Source organism: uncultured Virgibacillus sp. (assembly GCF_947495635.1).
Classification (GTDB): Bacteria; Bacillota; Bacilli; order Bacillales; family Amphibacillaceae; genus Virgibacillus; species Virgibacillus salarius.
This window is the reverse complement of the sequence record NZ_CANMAB010000005.1, coordinates 22,528-40,259: the sequence shown is the minus strand read 5'-3', so window position 1 is coordinate 40,259 and position 17,732 is coordinate 22,528. Positions and strand designations below refer to the sequence as shown.

The following is a 17,732-nucleotide window of genomic DNA, read 5'->3' as shown; positions in this document are numbered from 1 at the left end:
TGCTTGCATGGATCGACAACAGGCACAAGATAAGGTTAAGCAATTAACCGAAATTTTAAATCACTATAATTATGAATATCACGTGCTGGATAACCCTTCCGTTCCAGATGCGGTCTATGACCAGAAAATGCAGGAACTGCGAAAACTAGAAGAGGCTTTTCCAGACCTGGTAACTGCCGAATCTCCAACGCAAAGAGTGGGCGGAGAACCGTTAGACGCATTTCAAAAAGTTCAGCATAAGATTCCGATGTTAAGCTTGGGAAATGCGTTTAATGAACAGGATTTGCGAGATTTTGCACGACGCGCAAGTCAGGGAACAGATGAACCAGTTCAATTTGTCTGTGAATTAAAAATTGATGGTTTAGCTGTTTCGCTGACGTATGAAAATGGAAAATTGGTACGTGGAGCTACGCGTGGGGATGGTACGACAGGTGAGGATATTACTAGTAATCTGCGGACCATTCGTAGTATCCCACTATCCATTAAAGAAACGGAAACCATTGAAGTTCGTGGTGAAGCGTTTATGCCTCATCAATCGTTTTTAGCCTTAAATAAGGAAAAAGAAGCAAATGAGGAAGAGCCCTTTGCGAATCCTCGTAATGCGGCAGCAGGTTCTTTACGGCAGCTTGACCCAAAGATTGCTGCTAAGCGAAATTTGGACATCTTTCTCTATGGGGTTGGTGCGTGGAAAAATAGTAAACTAACCACACATAGTGAGCGTTTGGAACGACTGAAGGAGTTAGGGCTGAAAACAAACCCAGAGTGGAAAAAATGCGATACCATTGATGAAGTTTTAGAGTATGTTTCCTATTGGACGAAGGAACGTCCAAATTTAAATTATGAAATCGATGGGATTGTTATAAAAGTAAATAATCTCAAGCAACAAGAGGAGTTAGGTTTTACTGCGAAAAGTCCACGCTGGGCAATTGCTTATAAATTTCCAGCAGAAGAAGCAGTAACAAAATTAACGGATATTGAATTAAGTGTAGGGAGAACTGGCGTTGTCACACCAACGGCTATTCTCAACCCTGTAAAAGTAGCTGGAACTACCGTACAACGAGCTTCCTTGCACAATGAGGATCTTATCCGAGAACAGGATATCCGTATTGGCGATACCGTTGTGATTAAAAAAGCTGGTGATATTATCCCGAAAGTGGTACGAGCGATGGTCGAAGCGCGTACTGGCTCAGAGCAGGAATTCCATATGCCAGCTGAATGTCCAGCCTGTGGGAGTGAATTAGTTAGATTAGAAGAGGAAGTTGCCTTACGTTGTATTAATCCTAGTTGTCCTGCGCAATTAAAGGAAGGGCTTATTCACTTTGTTTCACGTAATGCTATGAATATTGATGGTTTAGGAGAGAAAGTAATTATTCAGCTTTTTCAGGAGAACCTTGTGCATACAATAGCTGATATTTACCGTCTGAAAAAAGAAGAATTGCTTGAGTTAGAACGTATGGGCGAAAAGTCAGTTGATAATTTATTACGTGCTATTGAAGTATCAAAGGAGAATTCACTGGAGCGCCTGCTGTTTGGATTAGGTATTCGATTTGTCGGATCAAAGGCTGCAAAGACATTAGCAATGGAATTTGAAACGATGGATAACCTGCAAAAAGTAACATATGAAGACCTATTAGAAATAAATGAAATTGGAGATAAAATGGCTGATTCAATCGCGCAATATTTTCAAGAGCAGCAAGTTATTGATCTCTTAAATGAGCTAAGAGATCTGGGAATTAACATGACGTATTTAGGGACGAAGCCTTCTACACAAACAGAGGAAAGCATATTTCATGGGAAGACGATTGTATTAACAGGGAAAATGGAGTATTTTACTCGCCCTCAAGCAAAGGAAATTATTGAGGGGTTAGGTGGGTCTGTTACTGGCAGTGTTAGTAAAAAGACGGATATCCTAATCGCGGGAGAAGATGCCGGATCGAAGCTGGTGAAAGCCCAGAAGCTTGAAGTTGACGTATGGAATGAAGAACAATTTCAGCAAGCTATTGAAAATGGAGGAGTGTAAGTCATGAAAAAATTAAGTATTTGGTTACTGGGCGTGCTTTTATTCGTGACAAGCTGTGCTCCCGATGTCAATGAAGAAGAAGTTGTTCAAAACGATGAGTCTGATTCGAAGCAGGAAACAGCAATCGTACCAAGCTATCAATTATCGGAGGAAAATTATAAAATGATTCTTCCCTTTGAACCTGGGAAAGCTAGGGGAGTCATCGTTGGACAAGTGGCCAATCGACTAGATATTGATGAGATGGAGGAAGGATTACGTCGTCAATCCAAGGAAGTGTATGATCCGAAGAAATATTTATTTCAGGAAGGTCAGTATATTGATGAAGATACTGTGCTTAAGTGGATTGATAAGTTAAACCCGCCTAAAAAGGAAAAGGCCAAGAAAAAATACTTTGAGGATAATCCACGTTATCTTTCTCATATTTTAGAGCAAAATTACTTGGTAAAAAAAGAGGATAAATCTGTAGAATTAGCCGGAATATCGCTTGGAATTGCAATGAAGTCCGTCTATCGCTTCCAAACGGAGCCCGGTGGTCCCTACTATTATGAATCGATTTCCAAGTCTGAAATGCTAAAGGAAGGAAATAAGATTGCCCAGAAGGTCATAAAAAGTATTCGAGAAATCGAGGGCTTAGAAAAAGTACCCGTGATGATGGCTTTATATAGGGAGGAAGATCAATCTTCCCCAGTTCCAGGAAATTTTATTGCAAAGACTAATGTTCCTAGTAATAGTGCATCCATTGGTGATTGGGATACGATTGATGAAGAATATGTTTTATTCCCTTCCGACGAGGGGAAGAAAAAATATTATGAGGATCAAGAGATCGTTACTAGCTTTGGTAAAGAAATTGCTTCATATTTTCCAAACTATGTAGGAGTCATTGGGGAAGGATTCTATATGAATGAAGAATTGCAAAAGATGACAATTGAAATCCCGATTGAATTCTACGGAAAAGGTGAAGTGGTTGGCTTCACACAGTATGCCTATGGATTAGTACAGGATATGTTTAAGGATTACTATGATTTAGAGATTAAAATTACTTCCAGTGATAAACTAGAAAGTATGATATACCGTGAGGCAGGAGCCGATAAGCCGACGGTGCATATTTTCCATTAATAAAGAAAGTAATAAGTAAAAGGATGGAGATCGTCTCCATCCTTTTACTTTATTTGGTTAGGAAAGTCAGGAAAACAAACGAGAACTAAACAATAATGTACAATTTTTCGTAAATTCTTATACGAAAGAGACAGACCAGATTACCTAAAAGTGACTTGTGTTTTTCGAAGACTTCCGAAAAGTTGTAAATTCATAATAAAATAGTCATATAAATAATTCAGGTTTCTTACCATGATTCATGTCGAACAAGGACTAATTTTCCTCTGTGAGGAAAATCGGAAAGTTTTTTTGCCTGTTTCGCCTATAAATAGTGTTCATTTCTCTATTATTTTCCCAATATGAATTATCTGAAATTATGTTATAATATGACTATACAAAATAAAGTAGCATAATAAAAAGTAGATGGTAGGTGGGAAGGTTGATAGAAATAGGTCCCTTTATCAAACTGCAGCGTACGAAGCAAGAGATGACACAAGGAGAGTTAGCAGAAGGCATCGTTTCACTATCCTATTTATCCAAGATCGAAAATAAAAAAACAGACGCGAGCCCTGAAATAATTCAATTACTATGTAATCGACTTGGTATCGAATTGATCGATGGAGTTGATACAGACTTACAAAAAAAGTGTAAGCAATGGTATGCAATGCTTTTTGATGTATATGACAAAAAAGAGATAATCGATACATATAAGGATTTACAAGCATTAATGGACAGAAGCATTAATGATAGCTTTTTTCTATTTGAGATTCACAAAATTAGATACTATATAATCTTAAGACAAATCGATAAAGCGTTATCTAAGATGAATGAATTAAGTGAAATGGTTAATTCATTTGATAATGACCATCTTTATTATTGGTACAAATTTAAGGGGAATTATTATTCATTTACTGGAGAATTTAATCAAGCAATGCGATTGTATAAGATGGCAGAGGATAAAATAAATCAGGTAGATCTTGATGAAGAGGAAGTTGCGGATTTACATTATACGATTTCAGTCACAAATAGTAAGTTACGAAATACGTTGGAAGTTATTGATTATGCCAATAAGGCGATGGATGTCTTTCAACGAAATTATAATTTTATCCGTTGTGCCCAATGCCATATACTGTTAGGGATTTCCTACCGCAGAATTGATATGTATGATAAAGCTATTAAAAATTATAATTTAGCAAAGCATTTAGGTGAACTAAATAAAAATAAACAGGTAATTCAGTTAGCGAATCTAAATTTAGGATATGCTCACTCTAAGATTGGCAATACTGAAGAAGCTATTAAATACTATGTTTTTGTTATTGAAGAAGAAGATGATGAAGCGATAAAAATAAAAGAAAGACTTGCATCAATAACATCATTAATAAAAGAATATTATAATATTGGAGATTATGAAAAAACAAAGGAAATGATTAAAAAAGCTTTAACAATATTAGACTTAGCTAGTGATGATCATTATTATCAACTGTATTACTATATTATTCATACGTACACATATGCATTAAACAATGAGCAAGAAAAGTTCAGGGCATTAGTAACAGATGAATTTATACCTTATCTGAAGCAGCATGACGACCATAGCAATTTAGTTGTCTATGCTAAAATGCTTGGCAGCCATTTTGAAAAGCTTGGTAAGTATAAAGAATCTGTTAAATATTATAAACTAGCAAATTCAGCTTATAATGAATTAATTAATCTTTAAAGGGGGGGATGTTAATGAAGAAGTTATTTGCTTCAATGGCATTAGGCTCACTTCTTATGATAGGATTTTTAAATACTCATGACAATAATTCAACAGAATTAGCTCATGAACTCGAGCCTGAGGTTGTGTCTATTGGGCAACCTGTATCACAATTTTAGTTATTTTTGATTTTTTCGCAAACTGGTTTTTAAATTTTTTTACCCTATTACTATATGATGGATTTTCCTGGGATGGCGTGGAACCCATTCCGGGACTTTTTTTGTAGTCTAGGAAAATATAAAATTTGAGGCTATGGAGAAATAGGGGCGTGTTGAGCCGCGTCCAGCTCTAGCGTCCAGATAGACTTCACGAATCGCCCTAGGATAAGTTATCATCGGCTCGCAAGGTCACCGTGATTCCTTTATCTTCGTTGATTCGCTCCAGTCGCTACGTTTCTAATCTGGCGCTTGCACTTATGTTCCGATAAAGTGAAACTTCATTCCGTAGAAGTTTTCTTCCATACCCTACTGAATGTTCGTACCACAAGAGTATGACCCAAAGGTTCTGAACAAATTGGGTATTTAGGTGTCGTTTTCTCCCACTTAGTCCCTTTTGTACCAACACAGGCTCTTAAAGTTGAAGTCTTCCAGCACTTTAGCGGAATAATCTACAGCATATGGCTCAGATTGAAAAATTTATTGAAAAAATTTTTTATATAGAAATTTTGAGTTATTAGGAGTTATTTAAAAGGATTTGGACTATATTTACATATACGGAACTCTTATCTCTTTCATGTATGAAAATGATTATTCTTCATAACATATCACTGTATATGATAGTTCTATTTAGTAGGAAGCTTGATAGGGCGCCATTTGTGAGCCCTATGTAACTTGAAAAATAATTAATTATATGAAATCATAGTCGATGTGCTTATTTGAGAAATGAATCTCAAAATAATAATGCTATATTTTTAGAGAGAGGGGCATTGTTTGTATGGAATATGCGATTCGAGGTGCTACCTGGTTTTGGTTATTTGTTCCAATGCCAATTGTACTTTTATTATCGATCATTACTTTATTTACTGAGAGGAGAAAATAGTACGTGGATCTTACAACATTAATAACCTTTATTGTATATTTACTTGGGATGCTGGCTATCGGCGTCGTCATGTATTATCGTACCAATAACTTATCCGATTATGTCCTCGGTGGGCGAGACCTAGGACCAGGCGTTGCAGCATTAAGTGCTGGGGCATCTGATATGAGTGGATGGCTGTTACTAGGTTTACCAGGCGCAATCTATGCATCTGGAATGTCAGAAGCTTGGATGGGAATTGGTCTTGCAACAGGTGCTTATTTAAATTGGCAGTTTGTTGCCAAACGTTTACGTATTTACACCGAAGTATCAAATAACTCGATTACAATCCCTGATTTCCTTGAAAATAGATTTAAGGATAGATCACATATTCTCCGTGTTATATCTGCTTTAGTAATTTTATTATTCTTCACCTTTTACACATCTTCAGGATTAGTTGCAGGTGCAAAATTATTTGAGGCATCTTTTGGTCTTGACTATATGACAGCACTTTGGATCGGTGCGATCGTTGTTGTATCATATACGTTACTTGGAGGATTTTTGGCAGTATCTTGGACTGATTTTATACAAGGTATTCTTATGTTTCTTGCACTCATTATTGTACCAATTGTCGCGTTAAACCAAATGGGTGGATGGAGTGACGCTGTACAAGCAGTCGGAGAAATCAATCCATCACATCTTAATATGGTTCAAGGTGTTGGAATAATGGCAATTATTTCTTCACTAGCATGGGGACTTGGTTATTTTGGTCAGCCGCATATTTTAGTCCGTTTTATGGCATTGCGTTCAGCGAAAGATGTACCAAAAGCGAAATTTATTGGTACGGCGTGGATGATTTTAGGACTTTACGGTGCCATATTTACTGGTTTTATTGGATTAGCATTTATAAGTACACAAGAAGTACCGATTCTAAGCCAATTTGGAATTGAAGTGGCTAATCAAGATGGACTTCAAGTGTTGGCTGATCCAGAAAAAATCTTTATTGCATTTTCACAGATTTTATTCCACCCTGTAGTAGCTGGTGTGCTGTTAGCTGCTATTTTATCAGCAATTATGAGTACAGTAGATTCACAATTGCTCGTATCTTCATCAGCAGTAGCGGAGGATTTCTATAAAGCGATTTTCCGTAAAAAAGCATCTGCGAAGGAATTAGTGTGGGTTGGAAGAATAGCAACGGTATTGATTGCGATTGTAGCATTAATTATTGCCATGAACCCGGAAAGCTCTGTTCTTGATCTCGTTGGTTATGCATGGGCTGGTTTCGGTGCAGCGTTTGGTCCAATCATTATCCTGTCACTATTCTGGAAAGGCATTACTCGAAATGGTGCACTAGCAGGTATTATCGTTGGTGCAGTTACTGTTATTATCTGGGGAGATCTACTTTCTGGTGGAATCTTTGATTTATATGAAATTGTTCCCGGCTTCATTATGAATATGATTGTAGCAATCGTTGTGAGTCTTCTTGGCAAAACAGATCCTGAGCTAAAATCAGACTTTGACGAGACCTTAGAAAAATTGAAAGAGTAAATCACAAGTAATAAGATGTGGCTTAAACGCTGCTTCTAATAACGAAAGAACAATAGAAAAAAGTATAAACGAATTCAAGGACTTTATCAAAGCCGCAACAAATTTTAGAACCAGCAAAGCCGAACAGATTCGAATGTTAAGGTAGGTATCGCTCCCAGAAGTTAGAGTGAAAAATCTATCTTCTGGGGCAACCATTAATTCGAATAATAGTTCGGCTTTTTCTTTATTAAAATAATTTGCCTTTTTTTATCCCGCATATAACTGGCAGTAACCCCCCCATTCAAGCAATAAGGTGAATCCAATAAGGAAAAGTGTGGGGACAACTGCCAGTAAATGTTCGATTGGCTCAGAGGCCTTTAGGTCATACCCTTGTGGTACTAACCATCCGTGGAGATAAACAGCCCCCATGAATGGAAGTTTTACTTTATAAATTGTGGATGCCCTATAGAAGCATAAACGGCAAATTGCCATTTTGAATAACACTGCTTCGTACGTAAGGCATGGATGCAGTTCCTGCACCGTAAATCAAACACCTTCGCTTTTCTTTCATAGTTGATTATTGTTGGGTCGTTCTGCTATTATCAATAGTGTTACCAAAGTTTATGGATAAGCAATAGATGTATATAATATAGAAGAAACAGATTTGGAGGGAAAGCTAGTGGCAGATATATCGAAGGATCAAGTAAAGCATGTTGCTCATTTGGCTCGTTTGGAAGTTAGCGAGGAAGAAGTAGAAATGTTTACAGAGCAATTAAGCTCGATCATTACATATGCGGAGCAGCTTAACGAATTAGATACATCAGATGTTGAGCCAACGACGCACGTGTTAGACATTAAGAATGTGCTTCGTAAGGATAAGCCAAAGAAGTGGATAACGCAGGAGGAAGCAATGAAAAATGCTCCTGATCAGCAAGATGGACAGTATCGTGTACCATCTATTTTGGAGTAGGAGGGAAAAGCATGTCATTATTTGATCATACGATTAAAGAATTAGAACAAAAACTACATAATCATGAAATTACCGTTCAAGATTTAGTAGCAGCTTCTTATCAACGGATTAAAGAAGTCGATGACAAGGTTCATGCATTTCTTACATTAAATGAAGAAAATGCTAATGCCTATGCGAAAGAATTGGACGAGGCAGCAGATAAACATACCGCATTATTTGGAATGCCTAGTGGTATTAAGGATAACATTGTCACAAAGGCGTTACGCACCACATGTGCAAGTCAATTCCTCGACAATTTTAATGACCCTTTGTATAACGCTACTGTAGTTAACAAATTAAATCACCAGCAAGCAGTTACGATTGGAAAGTTGAACATGGATGAGTTTGCAATGGGTTCTTCAAATGAAAATTCCAGTTACGAACCAACTCGTAACCCTTGGAATACCGATTATGTACCAGGTGGATCTAGTGGTGGATCAGCAGCAGCCGTAGCAGCAGGAGAAGTATTATTCTCTTTAGGTTCAGATACGGGCGGCTCAATTCGTCAACCAGCTGCATTCTGTGGAGTAGTAGGCTTAAAGCCGACATATGGACGCGTATCACGTTTTGGTTTGGTTGCCTTTGCTTCATCCTTAGATCAAATCGGCCCAATTACACGTAATGTAGAAGATAATGCACGTGTTCTGGAAGTAATCGCTGGACATGATCCAATGGATTCTACAAGCGCAGCTGTAGAAGTACCAGCTTATACGGAGGCACTAACCGGTGATGTGAAAGGATTGAAAATTGCCGTACCAAAGGAATACCTTGCTGAAGGTGTAGCACCAGAGGTCAAGGAATCGGTTCTGCAAGCACTTAAGGTATATGAATCATTAGGTGCAATGTGGGAGGAAGTGTCGTTACCACATTCCAAATATGCAGTGGCAACTTATTATTTACTTTCATCATCTGAAGCTTCTGCGAACCTAGCTCGGTTTGACGGTGTCCGTTATGGCGTGCGTTCGGAAAATGCTAATAATATGATTGATATGTTTAAAAAATCACGTAGTGAAGGCTTTGGAGAAGAGGTTAAGCGTCGTATTATGTTAGGAACCTTTGCGCTTAGTTCTGGCTACTATGATGCTTATTATAAAAAGGCTCAAAAAGTACGGACATTAATTAAAAATGATTTTGATAAAATCTTTGAAGACTATGATGTTGTTATTGGACCTACTACGCCTACGCCAGCATTTAAAGTTGGGGAAAAGGTGGATGATCCATTAACGATGTATGCAAATGATATCTTAACCATTCCAGTCAACCTTGCAGGCGTTCCAGGAATTTCTGTTCCTTGCGGTTTTTCTGATCAAGGCTTACCAATCGGACTGCAAATTATTGGGAAGCATTTTGATGAAAACACCGTATTCCGTGCAGCCCATGCATATGAACAAGCGACAGATCATCATAAACAACGCCCTCAATTAGGAGGTGCTAACGCATGAATTTCGAAACAATTATTGGCTTAGAGGTACATGTTGAATTAAAAACACAATCCAAAATATTCAGTCCAAGTACGAATGAATTTGGTACAGATCCAAATACCAACGTAAACCCAATTGATCTGGGATACCCTGGTGTATTACCAGTATTAAATGAGGGAGCTGTTAATTTCGCAATGAAGGCAGCGATGGCTCTTAATTGTGACATTGCTACAAATACGAAATTTGACCGTAAGAACTATTTTTATCCAGATAATCCAAAGGCGTATCAGATTTCCCAATTTGATCAGCCAATTGGCGAAAATGGCTGGATTGAAATAGAAGTAAATGGCAAGAAAAAACGGATCGGAATTACACGTCTACATTTAGAGGAAGACGCTGGTAAGCTTACCCATGGTGATGATGGATATTCGCTTGTAGACTTCAATCGTCAAGGTACGCCATTGATAGAGATTGTTTCTGAGCCAGATATGCGTTCCCCAGAGGAAGCATATGCCTACTTAGAAAAATTAAAAAATATTATTCAATATACTGGTGTATCGGATGTGAAAATGGAGGAAGGTTCGCTGCGCTGTGATGCAAATATCTCTCTACGTCCACTTGGCCAAGAGGAATTTGGCACCAAAGCAGAACTGAAAAACTTAAACTCCTTTAGCTTTGTACAAAAGGGCTTAGAGTTTGAAGAAACGCGTCAGGAAAAAGTATTGCTTTCCGGAGGAGAAATCCTCCAAGAAACGCGCCGCTATGATGAAAAATCAAAAGAAACAATTCTAATGCGAGTGAAGGAAGGATCAGACGATTATCGATATTTCCCTGAACCTGATTTAGTACCTCTATATATTGATGAGGCGTGGAAAGAGCGAATTCGTCAAGAAATTCCTGAACTTCCGGATGCGCGTAAAAAACGTTATATGGAAGAACTTGGTTTACCAGAATATGATGCTGCCGTATTGACCAATTCCAAGCAAATGGCTGATTTCTTTGAAGAAGCAATAGCTCATGATGCGGATATGAAGCAGGTGTCGAACTGGCTAATGGGAGAAATCTCTGCTTATATGAATAAGCATTACAAAGAATTGCATGAATTAGCAATTACACCAGAAGCATTAGCTAAGATGATCCAATTAATTGAAGATGGTACCATCTCTTCGAAAATTGCAAAGAAAGTCTTTGCTGAATTAGTGGAAAAGGGTGGAGACCCAGAAAAGATAGTAAAAGAAAAAGGGCTTGTGCAGATTTCCGATGAAGGGCAATTACGCGAAATTATAGCGGGTGTGCTAGATCAAAACGAACAATCGATTATCGATTATAAGAATGGTAAAAATAAAGCAGTCGGCTTCTTAGTCGGTCAAGTAATGAAGGCAACAAAAGGACAAGCAAATCCACCTATGGTAAATAAACTCCTATTAGAGGAAATAAATAAAAAATAGTGTGGAGGCAAGACTACCAATGAAAAGCATTGGTAGTCTCGTATTTGCAGTCAGTTACACATTGGAAAATAATGCATATTCACGAAACAATTCAACAATTCCCCTTTTCAAAATGATGGAAAAGGTCTATGATAGATGTTGGACTGAAAAATAAACCATGAGACCTAGTGACTTAAATAGTTGAAGGACCCTGCATATTTCATGCAATGCGGAGGGAATGAAATGAAGAAAGCACGTATTATTTATAATCCCACATCTGGCAGAGAAGCGTTTAAAAAAGAATTACCGGCAGTTCTAGAAAAGCTCGAAATCGCTGGATATGAAACATCAACCCACGCAACCACCTGTGAAGGAGATGCGATAACAGCTGCAAGGACAGCGGTTGACCGAGGATATGATCTCGTTATTGCTGCTGGAGGCGACGGCACCATTAATGAAGTGATTAATGGAATTGCCGAACAGGAACATCGTCCAAGGCTGGGGATTATACCAGTTGGTACAACCAATGATTTTGCTAGAGCATTACGCATTCCAAGAGATATAAAAAAAGCGGTTGATGTTATTGTAGATGGTCAATCGATGCTTTTAGATATCGGCAAAGTAAATGATCATTATTTTATAAATATTGCCGGTGGTGGAAAGTTAACGGAGCTAACCTACGAGGTTCCGAGTAAGCTAAAAACAATGCTTGGACAGTTAGCTTATTATATGAAGGGAATCGAGATGCTTCCGTCCTTAAAGCCAATTCGAGCAAAAATAGAGTATGATGGCAATGTTATTGATGAGGATATTATGTTATTTCTTATTTCCAATTCGAATTCTGTTGGTGGCTTTGAGAAGTTAGCACCTGAAGCAAATATGCAAGACGGATATTTTGACTTAATTATTTTGCGCAAAACGAACTTAGCAGAGTTTATTCGTATTGCCACGCTTGCATTGCGGGGAGCTCATTTAGAAGACAAGCATGTCATTTATGAAAAAGCGAAGCATGTGACAGTTACGACAGATGAGAAGATGCAATTAAATATTGATGGGGAATTTGGTGGATTGTTGCCCGGAGAATTTATAAATTTGCAGCAACATATCGACTTTTGTGTTCCAACTGAATTTATCGATAAAGAAGGGGAAGATTACTGAATGCAGTAGTCTTCTTTTTGTTCATACTATTGGTTAGAGTTATGTTAAGATAAGACCACAGACTAGCACATAAAGGAAGATATACATGGCGAAACAAACAGCACCAGTAAAAAAGAATCAAACCATCACGCTCACTTTCGAAGATCTTACCCATGAAGGAAATGGTGTAGGCAAAATTGATGGGTATCCACTATTTGTACCTTATGGGCTACCAGGGGAGGAAGCCGAGGTAAAAGTTGTTAAAGTAAACAAAAACTTTGGATTCGGCAAACTAGTAGAGGTGAGACAAGCAAGCTCAGAGCGTGTCGAGCCCCCATGTGATGTGTATTATAAATGCGGCGGCTGTCAGCTGCAGCATATGAGCTATGCTATGCAGTTGGATATGAAACAGAATCAAGTAAAGAATGTTATGCGAAAAATAGCACATATGGAACAAGTTCCCGTACATCCTACCATTGGTATGAAGGACCCTTGGAGATATCGTAATAAAGTACAAATTCCGGTAGGGGATAAGCATGGTGAATTAATAACAGGTTTTTATCAAAAACGAAGTCACCAGATTATTGATGATATGGATACGTGCGTCATTCAGGATGATAGTAATGACCGACTTGTAGAAGCTGTTCGCAGAATTGCCGATCGATTAGGGATTAAAGCTTATGATGAAAAGCAAAACCGTGGAGTATTACGACATATTATGGTCCGAACTGGTAGAGAAACAAATGATGCGATGATCGTTATCGTTACACGAACGGAAAAGCTGCCGTATCAGGACAAGCTAATAAAGGAATTAACGGAAACGTACCCACATATAAAATCGATTGTTCACAATGTGAATAGCCAACGGACAAATGTTATCTTGGGAAAGAAAACAAAGGTAATTTGGGGCGAAACCTATATATACGATACGATAGGTGATATTCGCTTTGCTATTTCCGCTAAATCCTTTTATCAGGTGAATCCACCTCAAACAAAGGTGTTATACGATAAAGCGTTGGAATATGCAAAACTTGGAGCCAATGATATTGTTGTTGATGCCTATTGCGGAATAGGAACGATATCTTTATTTTTAGCTCAGCAGGCGAAGAAGGTGTACGGTATTGAAGTGGTTCCAGAAGCAATAAGTGATGCCAAAATGAATGCCAAATTAAATGGCATTACGAACACTGAATTTGTTGTTGGTGAAGCTGAGAAAATTATGCCGTGGTGGAAGGCTCAAGGACTTCGACCAGATGTCATAGTCGTCGATCCGCCTAGAAAAGGCTGTGAAGTGGAATTCCTTCAAGCTATGATTGAAATGGAGCCAAAGCGAATTGTCTACGTCTCTTGCAATCCTTCTACCTTAGCTCGTGATTTAAAAATATTAGATGAAGGTGGCTATGAAACGAAGGAAGTGCAGCCAGTTGATATGTTTCCACAGACCAATCATGTGGAGACGGTCGCACTACTGACTAGAATATAATTGCTTTAACTCTTGGAATTGCTGTAGTGGCGGTGGTTTCAAGGGTTTTTGTTTTTTGAAGGTTGTTGGATTTGGTTGAGATGATTGTGGTTATCTGATTTTGAATCCGTCTGTAGAAACAGAATGGGTTTGTAAAAGGGGTGGGGTTGTGGAGAGGGTTTAACTACCAAGTATTTCTGCTTATTAGCTGTGATTATATCTACTTTCGTTCTAGTATCAGTGCTGCTTGCTTGAAAATATCGTTCTCCATTTGTAAACGTTTATTTTCTTTTCGTAATTGTAAGAGTTCATTCTCTTCTACTGTTCGATTTTCTTTTGCTTGAAATGAACCTGTCTTTTCATAGTGTTGAATCCAGTTGTCTATGAAAGTTAAAGGTTCAATTATATTAAAAGGTAATTACGAGTTTTCCTGGAGACCAGTTTATGGTAATAGCAGGTATTACGTAATAGAGGTTTAGGAGGAGAGGGCTAATGTGTAAGAAAGTTAAACGATTGTGATTGAAGGGTTACCTTTGGGAAGAAATAGACGATGGATTGATTTCTAATTTTTGTATGGCGTCTGGCACCATACAATCCGTTTATGGAAACGGAATGACTTTTAAGAATGAGGGTAGTTTTACGTAGATTGTTAAATAAATTAGAACCTTTTAGAGGTATTTCGAAAAGTCCACACTAGGACAACGTGACAACGTATTTTCCAGTGAAGACATAGTAAAGGGATTAGAAATGTAGCGAAAACCTCCTATTCATCACTTTTGTAAACGTTTACTAAATTATGTTGTAATGTTTTGTTTATTCGCAAAAATTTTTAGGTATGATTTAGTTCTGATTTTCGGGCTTAGTAGATAAAATTAGATTAATTACGAATTTAAAAAAATGAATATTTTGTTATTATTAATAATAGTAACAAAACATTCATTTTAATTGCAGTGGTAAAATTTTAGGTATGTATACTTCTTACCGGAGAAAGGAGAAAATTTGATGTCATCAAAAAAACTATCGAGGTGGTACCTTACTATAGCAAGTACAGGTGCCTTTGTTGTGGCAGCTGTTTTAACCTTAATATTTGATCTTAATGTATACACCACTCTAGGCTTTTTAACCGCTGCAATAATATTATTTATTACGGATGCTGTTCGTGTGATTTATAAAAAAAAGAAGTCAACAGAGGGAAATTAATAAAAACTATGGATATAAATAGCTTAATCCTGGATGGATAACAAGCAGAAAAATTAGAAAAAAGCGGGTTACATTATCCGCTCTTTTTATTTATTTTTCAAACATAATCTTCTTAAAATTAAATCGTAGTGCATATTATAAGACCACCTTTTAAATCAATACATTCTTCGAATAGGTTTTTGCTTCGTCTCCCTACTTGGATGCAATCCTCTAGTTTCACCAATATAAATATCAAGAATAAACATTCTTTGAAAAACTCCTTTTATTTCTAAATCAATTTTACATAGGATAAATAGAATTAAAAAAAGGTAATAGCTCTTGCTATTAAGTCGAGGATTAGTTAAAAAAATAATAAATTGAGCTTTGGATATAAAATCCCCCCTAAAGCTGAAGCGTATTTTTTGTCCACTTTAGGGGGAGGTCATAATTCTTAATCTTTTTATATTATTCATCAGTCAAAATGACGAAACTAATTTACTGATTCATCGTAATTATACTAAAACAATTAGTGCCAAGTGTATTTATTTTAGAAGGGAAGGTTAAATCATTTTCGTATTGAATAATGGTTATTTAGATAATGACGATGTGAAAAATATAGAGATTCAAAAGCAGGATTCATAGGGGTGATATGAATGAAAGAATGGTGGGAAAGGAAGAAAGTGAAAACAAGCAGGAGGAAAATAGAAAAAGAGAATTATACGTTTTGGAATGTCATTCTTGACGTATTGTGTTGGATACCTGAGTTAGTAATTTTACCTATCCGCCTAGTTTATTGGCTGATAAAGAGTGTAGGAAGAATGCTTAGAAATATCGTTGACTTCTAAGGGGAAATACAAACTAAAGTATTTAACTTTACAACTATAGAAGTAAATTAAAGATATATAATTTTGATGATGGGAAAGTTTGTATGATGAAAAAAATTTCTAAGGAAGTTATATGTTGAAGTAGAACGAGGGGCTGATTTCACAATAGGAGAAAAGAAATATCTAACTCCTTCTGATGATTAAAAAGTATTAAAGTAAATGTAGTAACGGGTATAAGAGCTGAAGAAGGCAATAGAGATATTTTATTATATCGGTGATATTATGAGACGATATTATATTGCAGTGATGTATAATATATTCGAACCTAATAATCAATAAGAAGATATGAATGAATACCTTTTAGATTTGACTTTTGATATTGATAAGCAAATAAGAAAATTTGCGAAAATGGATGTCGCTCTCTTAATAAAGGTTTATGAATCAGACCTTAAAACGTTAAGATTTTACAAAGAATATAAATTTAAAATGCAAGTGTAGTTGTAATCAATAGTCTTTGCTCAACTAATTGGTACGATTGTCGAATAAGAGAATTGTTATTTATACTAATGAAATAGGATAAGTATATGTATCTAATGACTGTAGGGAGGAGAATTAAAGTGATATCCATTTTAAGCATTCTAATTGCAATTTTTATTTTAGATCAATTTATCAATCGAAGCTTAATAAAAAAATGGGATATAGAAATACCTGAATTAGAAAGGAAATACGTAAACAAACTACATAAATATGTTGAGAAAATACTTTACTGTAGTAGTTTTATAGTGATGATTATTGCTATAAATGAATTTTCTCACCTCAGAATATTTATCTTTATTAGTATGGCTGTTATGTTTGCTTTTCGTACCATAATGAAATGGACTTTTACAAAAGAGAGCAAAACATATCTCCTAAGTGCTGTAACTTGCGGATTATTTATTGTAGGCTCAATTGTATATGGCTTAACACATTATAATGAAATACTTTGATACTATCTTATAGAAAAGTATAATACTTTAACGCAATTAAATATTATTAAGCTAACTGGTACGGAGATAATTTATTGATTATTCTATTAGAGAATATATTTCAAATGTCTGCAGTAATACTACTCTTATGTTCATTCTATTATTATAGACATTTAAAAAAATGAAGAGAGAAAGAAAGCTAACTATATTTGAACTTTCAAATTATTTCATAACTCAAGATACAATCTTTCTTTGCTCAGTTAGTTATCTACTTCTTTTGTTAGATAGAAATAATTGAACCGAACAAAAGAGCTAGATTGTTTTATAATAATGATTCTGAAGGAACTTCCAATATCGTAGTTACTAATAGAGGTGTTTTTGTGAACAAATTAAATAAATTCTTTTATGGATTTTTAGGTGTGGAGAATAAAAAGTTAGATGGAATTACTTTATATACCTTAGAACAAAAAATGATAGATAAAAAATTCCCCGAAAACCTCATAGAAGAACTACTGGTGGAATTTAATAAAATCATAAATGAACGGGGCGAAAGAGGATTCCAAAAATGTCTTGTCAATTTAAATTATCAAGTGCCTGAACCATACAAAAGTGAATTAAACGCTGAAAAAATGTATGGGTATTATAGAAAATGGATAGAGAATGAAGTGGTTAAATTAGAAAATGAAACCAAATTATCCTGGGAAGAACAAACAGAAGATATTGAAGACTTAAATATAAAAGCTAGAAAAACACAATTAGTATTGAGGCATAGAATTTCAAATGTGGTTTTAGAGTTATTAGATTAAAGGGTTTATTTACAGAGTAAGCGTCTACACTTTATTTTAGACTAAGGAAAATTTATGCACCAAATAAAATGGTCTTGATGGATTACCATA

Annotated in this window: 15 protein-coding genes; 14 read left to right on the top strand and 1 reads right to left on the bottom strand. The window is 36.3% G+C overall.

Annotated features, from left to right (window positions below; all coding sequences use genetic code 11):
* Positions 1-7: 7 nt before the first annotated feature.
* From ligA to putP, 5 genes are all read left to right on the top strand, one after another.
* Positions 8-2,020 carry an NAD-dependent DNA ligase LigA gene (gene ligA / locus Q1A47_RS02335; protein ID WP_026682835.1) on the top strand — a complete coding sequence of 671 codons (2,013 nt, stop codon included), beginning with the start codon at positions 8-10 and terminating at the stop codon, positions 2,018-2,020.
* A gap of 3 nt (positions 2,021-2,023) precedes the next feature.
* Entirely contained in the window at positions 2,024-3,136 is a 1,113-nt protein-coding gene (locus tag Q1A47_RS02330) for a CamS family sex pheromone protein (RefSeq protein ID WP_166530067.1), read from the top strand.
* Positions 3,137-3,545: 409 nt separating this feature from the next.
* Complete coding sequence (locus Q1A47_RS02325; RefSeq protein WP_366141105.1) at positions 3,546-4,832, top strand: helix-turn-helix transcriptional regulator; 1,287 nt, start codon at positions 3,546-3,548, stop codon at positions 4,830-4,832.
* 14 nt (positions 4,833-4,846) lie between these two features.
* Positions 4,847-4,990 (top strand): hypothetical protein, encoded by a 144-nt coding sequence (locus tag Q1A47_RS02320; RefSeq protein WP_161629293.1) that lies wholly within the window; start codon positions 4,847-4,849, stop codon positions 4,988-4,990.
* Positions 4,991-5,912: 922 nt separating this feature from the next.
* Positions 5,913-7,433: a sodium/proline symporter PutP gene (putP, locus tag Q1A47_RS02315; protein ID WP_026682832.1), complete on the top strand. Its 1,521-nt coding sequence runs from the start codon at positions 5,913-5,915 to the stop codon at positions 7,431-7,433.
* Between the two features lie 246 nt (positions 7,434-7,679).
* Here the strand turns inward: putP and Q1A47_RS02310 are convergent, their stop codons facing one another.
* Positions 7,680-7,841 carry a hypothetical protein gene (locus Q1A47_RS02310; protein ID WP_299630217.1) on the bottom strand — a complete coding sequence of 54 codons (162 nt, stop codon included), beginning with the start codon at positions 7,839-7,841 and terminating at the stop codon, positions 7,680-7,682.
* Between the two features lie 250 nt (positions 7,842-8,091).
* Between Q1A47_RS02310 and gatC the strand changes: the two genes are divergently transcribed.
* From gatC to Q1A47_RS02265, 9 genes are all read left to right on the top strand, one after another.
* Positions 8,092-8,382: an Asp-tRNA(Asn)/Glu-tRNA(Gln) amidotransferase subunit GatC gene (gene gatC / locus Q1A47_RS02305; RefSeq protein WP_026682830.1), complete on the top strand. Its 291-nt coding sequence runs from the start codon at positions 8,092-8,094 to the stop codon at positions 8,380-8,382.
* A gap of 11 nt (positions 8,383-8,393) precedes the next feature.
* Positions 8,394-9,863, top strand: coding sequence for an Asp-tRNA(Asn)/Glu-tRNA(Gln) amidotransferase subunit GatA (gene gatA, locus Q1A47_RS02300; RefSeq protein ID WP_166530066.1), 1,470 nt, complete (start codon positions 8,394-8,396; stop codon positions 9,861-9,863).
* Positions 9,860-11,290 carry an Asp-tRNA(Asn)/Glu-tRNA(Gln) amidotransferase subunit GatB gene (gene gatB, locus Q1A47_RS02295; RefSeq protein ID WP_166530065.1) on the top strand — a complete coding sequence of 477 codons (1,431 nt, stop codon included), beginning with the start codon at positions 9,860-9,862 and terminating at the stop codon, positions 11,288-11,290. The genes gatA and gatB overlap by 4 nt, the downstream gene beginning before the upstream one ends.
* A gap of 222 nt (positions 11,291-11,512) precedes the next feature.
* Positions 11,513-12,427 (top strand): diacylglycerol kinase, encoded by a 915-nt coding sequence (locus tag Q1A47_RS02290; protein ID WP_166530064.1) that lies wholly within the window; start codon positions 11,513-11,515, stop codon positions 12,425-12,427.
* An 85-nt stretch (positions 12,428-12,512) separates the two neighbouring features.
* A complete protein-coding gene (gene rlmD / locus Q1A47_RS02285) occupies positions 12,513-13,889 on the top strand; it encodes a 23S rRNA (uracil(1939)-C(5))-methyltransferase RlmD (protein ID WP_166530063.1) in 1,377 nt (458 codons plus the stop codon).
* Positions 13,890-14,870: 981 nt separating this feature from the next.
* Complete coding sequence (locus tag Q1A47_RS02280; RefSeq protein ID WP_026682825.1) at positions 14,871-15,068, top strand: hypothetical protein; 198 nt, start codon at positions 14,871-14,873, stop codon at positions 15,066-15,068.
* Between the two features lie 632 nt (positions 15,069-15,700).
* On the top strand, positions 15,701-15,892 hold the full coding sequence (locus Q1A47_RS02275) for a hypothetical protein (RefSeq protein WP_026682824.1): 192 nt from the start codon (positions 15,701-15,703) through the stop codon (positions 15,890-15,892).
* A 563-nt stretch (positions 15,893-16,455) separates the two neighbouring features.
* Entirely contained in the window at positions 16,456-16,857 is a 402-nt protein-coding gene (locus tag Q1A47_RS02270) for a DUF4181 domain-containing protein (protein WP_246484589.1), read from the top strand.
* Between the two features lie 359 nt (positions 16,858-17,216).
* Positions 17,217-17,642: a hypothetical protein gene (locus Q1A47_RS02265; protein ID WP_246484588.1), complete on the top strand. Its 426-nt coding sequence runs from the start codon at positions 17,217-17,219 to the stop codon at positions 17,640-17,642.
* The last annotated feature ends 90 nt before the right edge of the window (positions 17,643-17,732 follow it).

Bases quoted from the DNA above. Each gene is read 5' to 3' on its own strand.
- ligA (WP_026682835.1), top strand. From the start codon at position 8: ATGGATCGACAACAGGCACAAGATAAGGTTAAGCAATTAACCGAAATT.
- Q1A47_RS02330 (WP_166530067.1), top strand. From the start codon at position 2,024: ATGAAAAAATTAAGTATTTGGTTACTGGGCGTGCTTTTATTCGTGACA.
- Q1A47_RS02320 (WP_161629293.1), top strand. From the start codon at position 4,847: ATGAAGAAGTTATTTGCTTCAATGGCATTAGGCTCACTTCTTATGATA.
- Q1A47_RS02310 (WP_299630217.1), bottom strand. From the start codon at position 7,841: ATGGGGGCTGTTTATCTCCACGGATGGTTAGTACCACAAGGGTATGAC.
- gatA (WP_166530066.1), top strand. From the start codon at position 8,394: ATGTCATTATTTGATCATACGATTAAAGAATTAGAACAAAAACTACAT.
- gatB (WP_166530065.1), top strand. From the start codon at position 9,860: ATGAATTTCGAAACAATTATTGGCTTAGAGGTACATGTTGAATTAAAA.
- Q1A47_RS02290 (WP_166530064.1), top strand. From the start codon at position 11,513: ATGAAGAAAGCACGTATTATTTATAATCCCACATCTGGCAGAGAAGCG.
- rlmD (WP_166530063.1), top strand. From the start codon at position 12,513: ATGGCGAAACAAACAGCACCAGTAAAAAAGAATCAAACCATCACGCTC.
- Q1A47_RS02280 (WP_026682825.1), top strand. From the start codon at position 14,871: ATGTCATCAAAAAAACTATCGAGGTGGTACCTTACTATAGCAAGTACA.
- Q1A47_RS02275 (WP_026682824.1), top strand. From the start codon at position 15,701: ATGAAAGAATGGTGGGAAAGGAAGAAAGTGAAAACAAGCAGGAGGAAA.
- Q1A47_RS02270 (WP_246484589.1), top strand. From the start codon at position 16,456: ATGTATCTAATGACTGTAGGGAGGAGAATTAAAGTGATATCCATTTTA.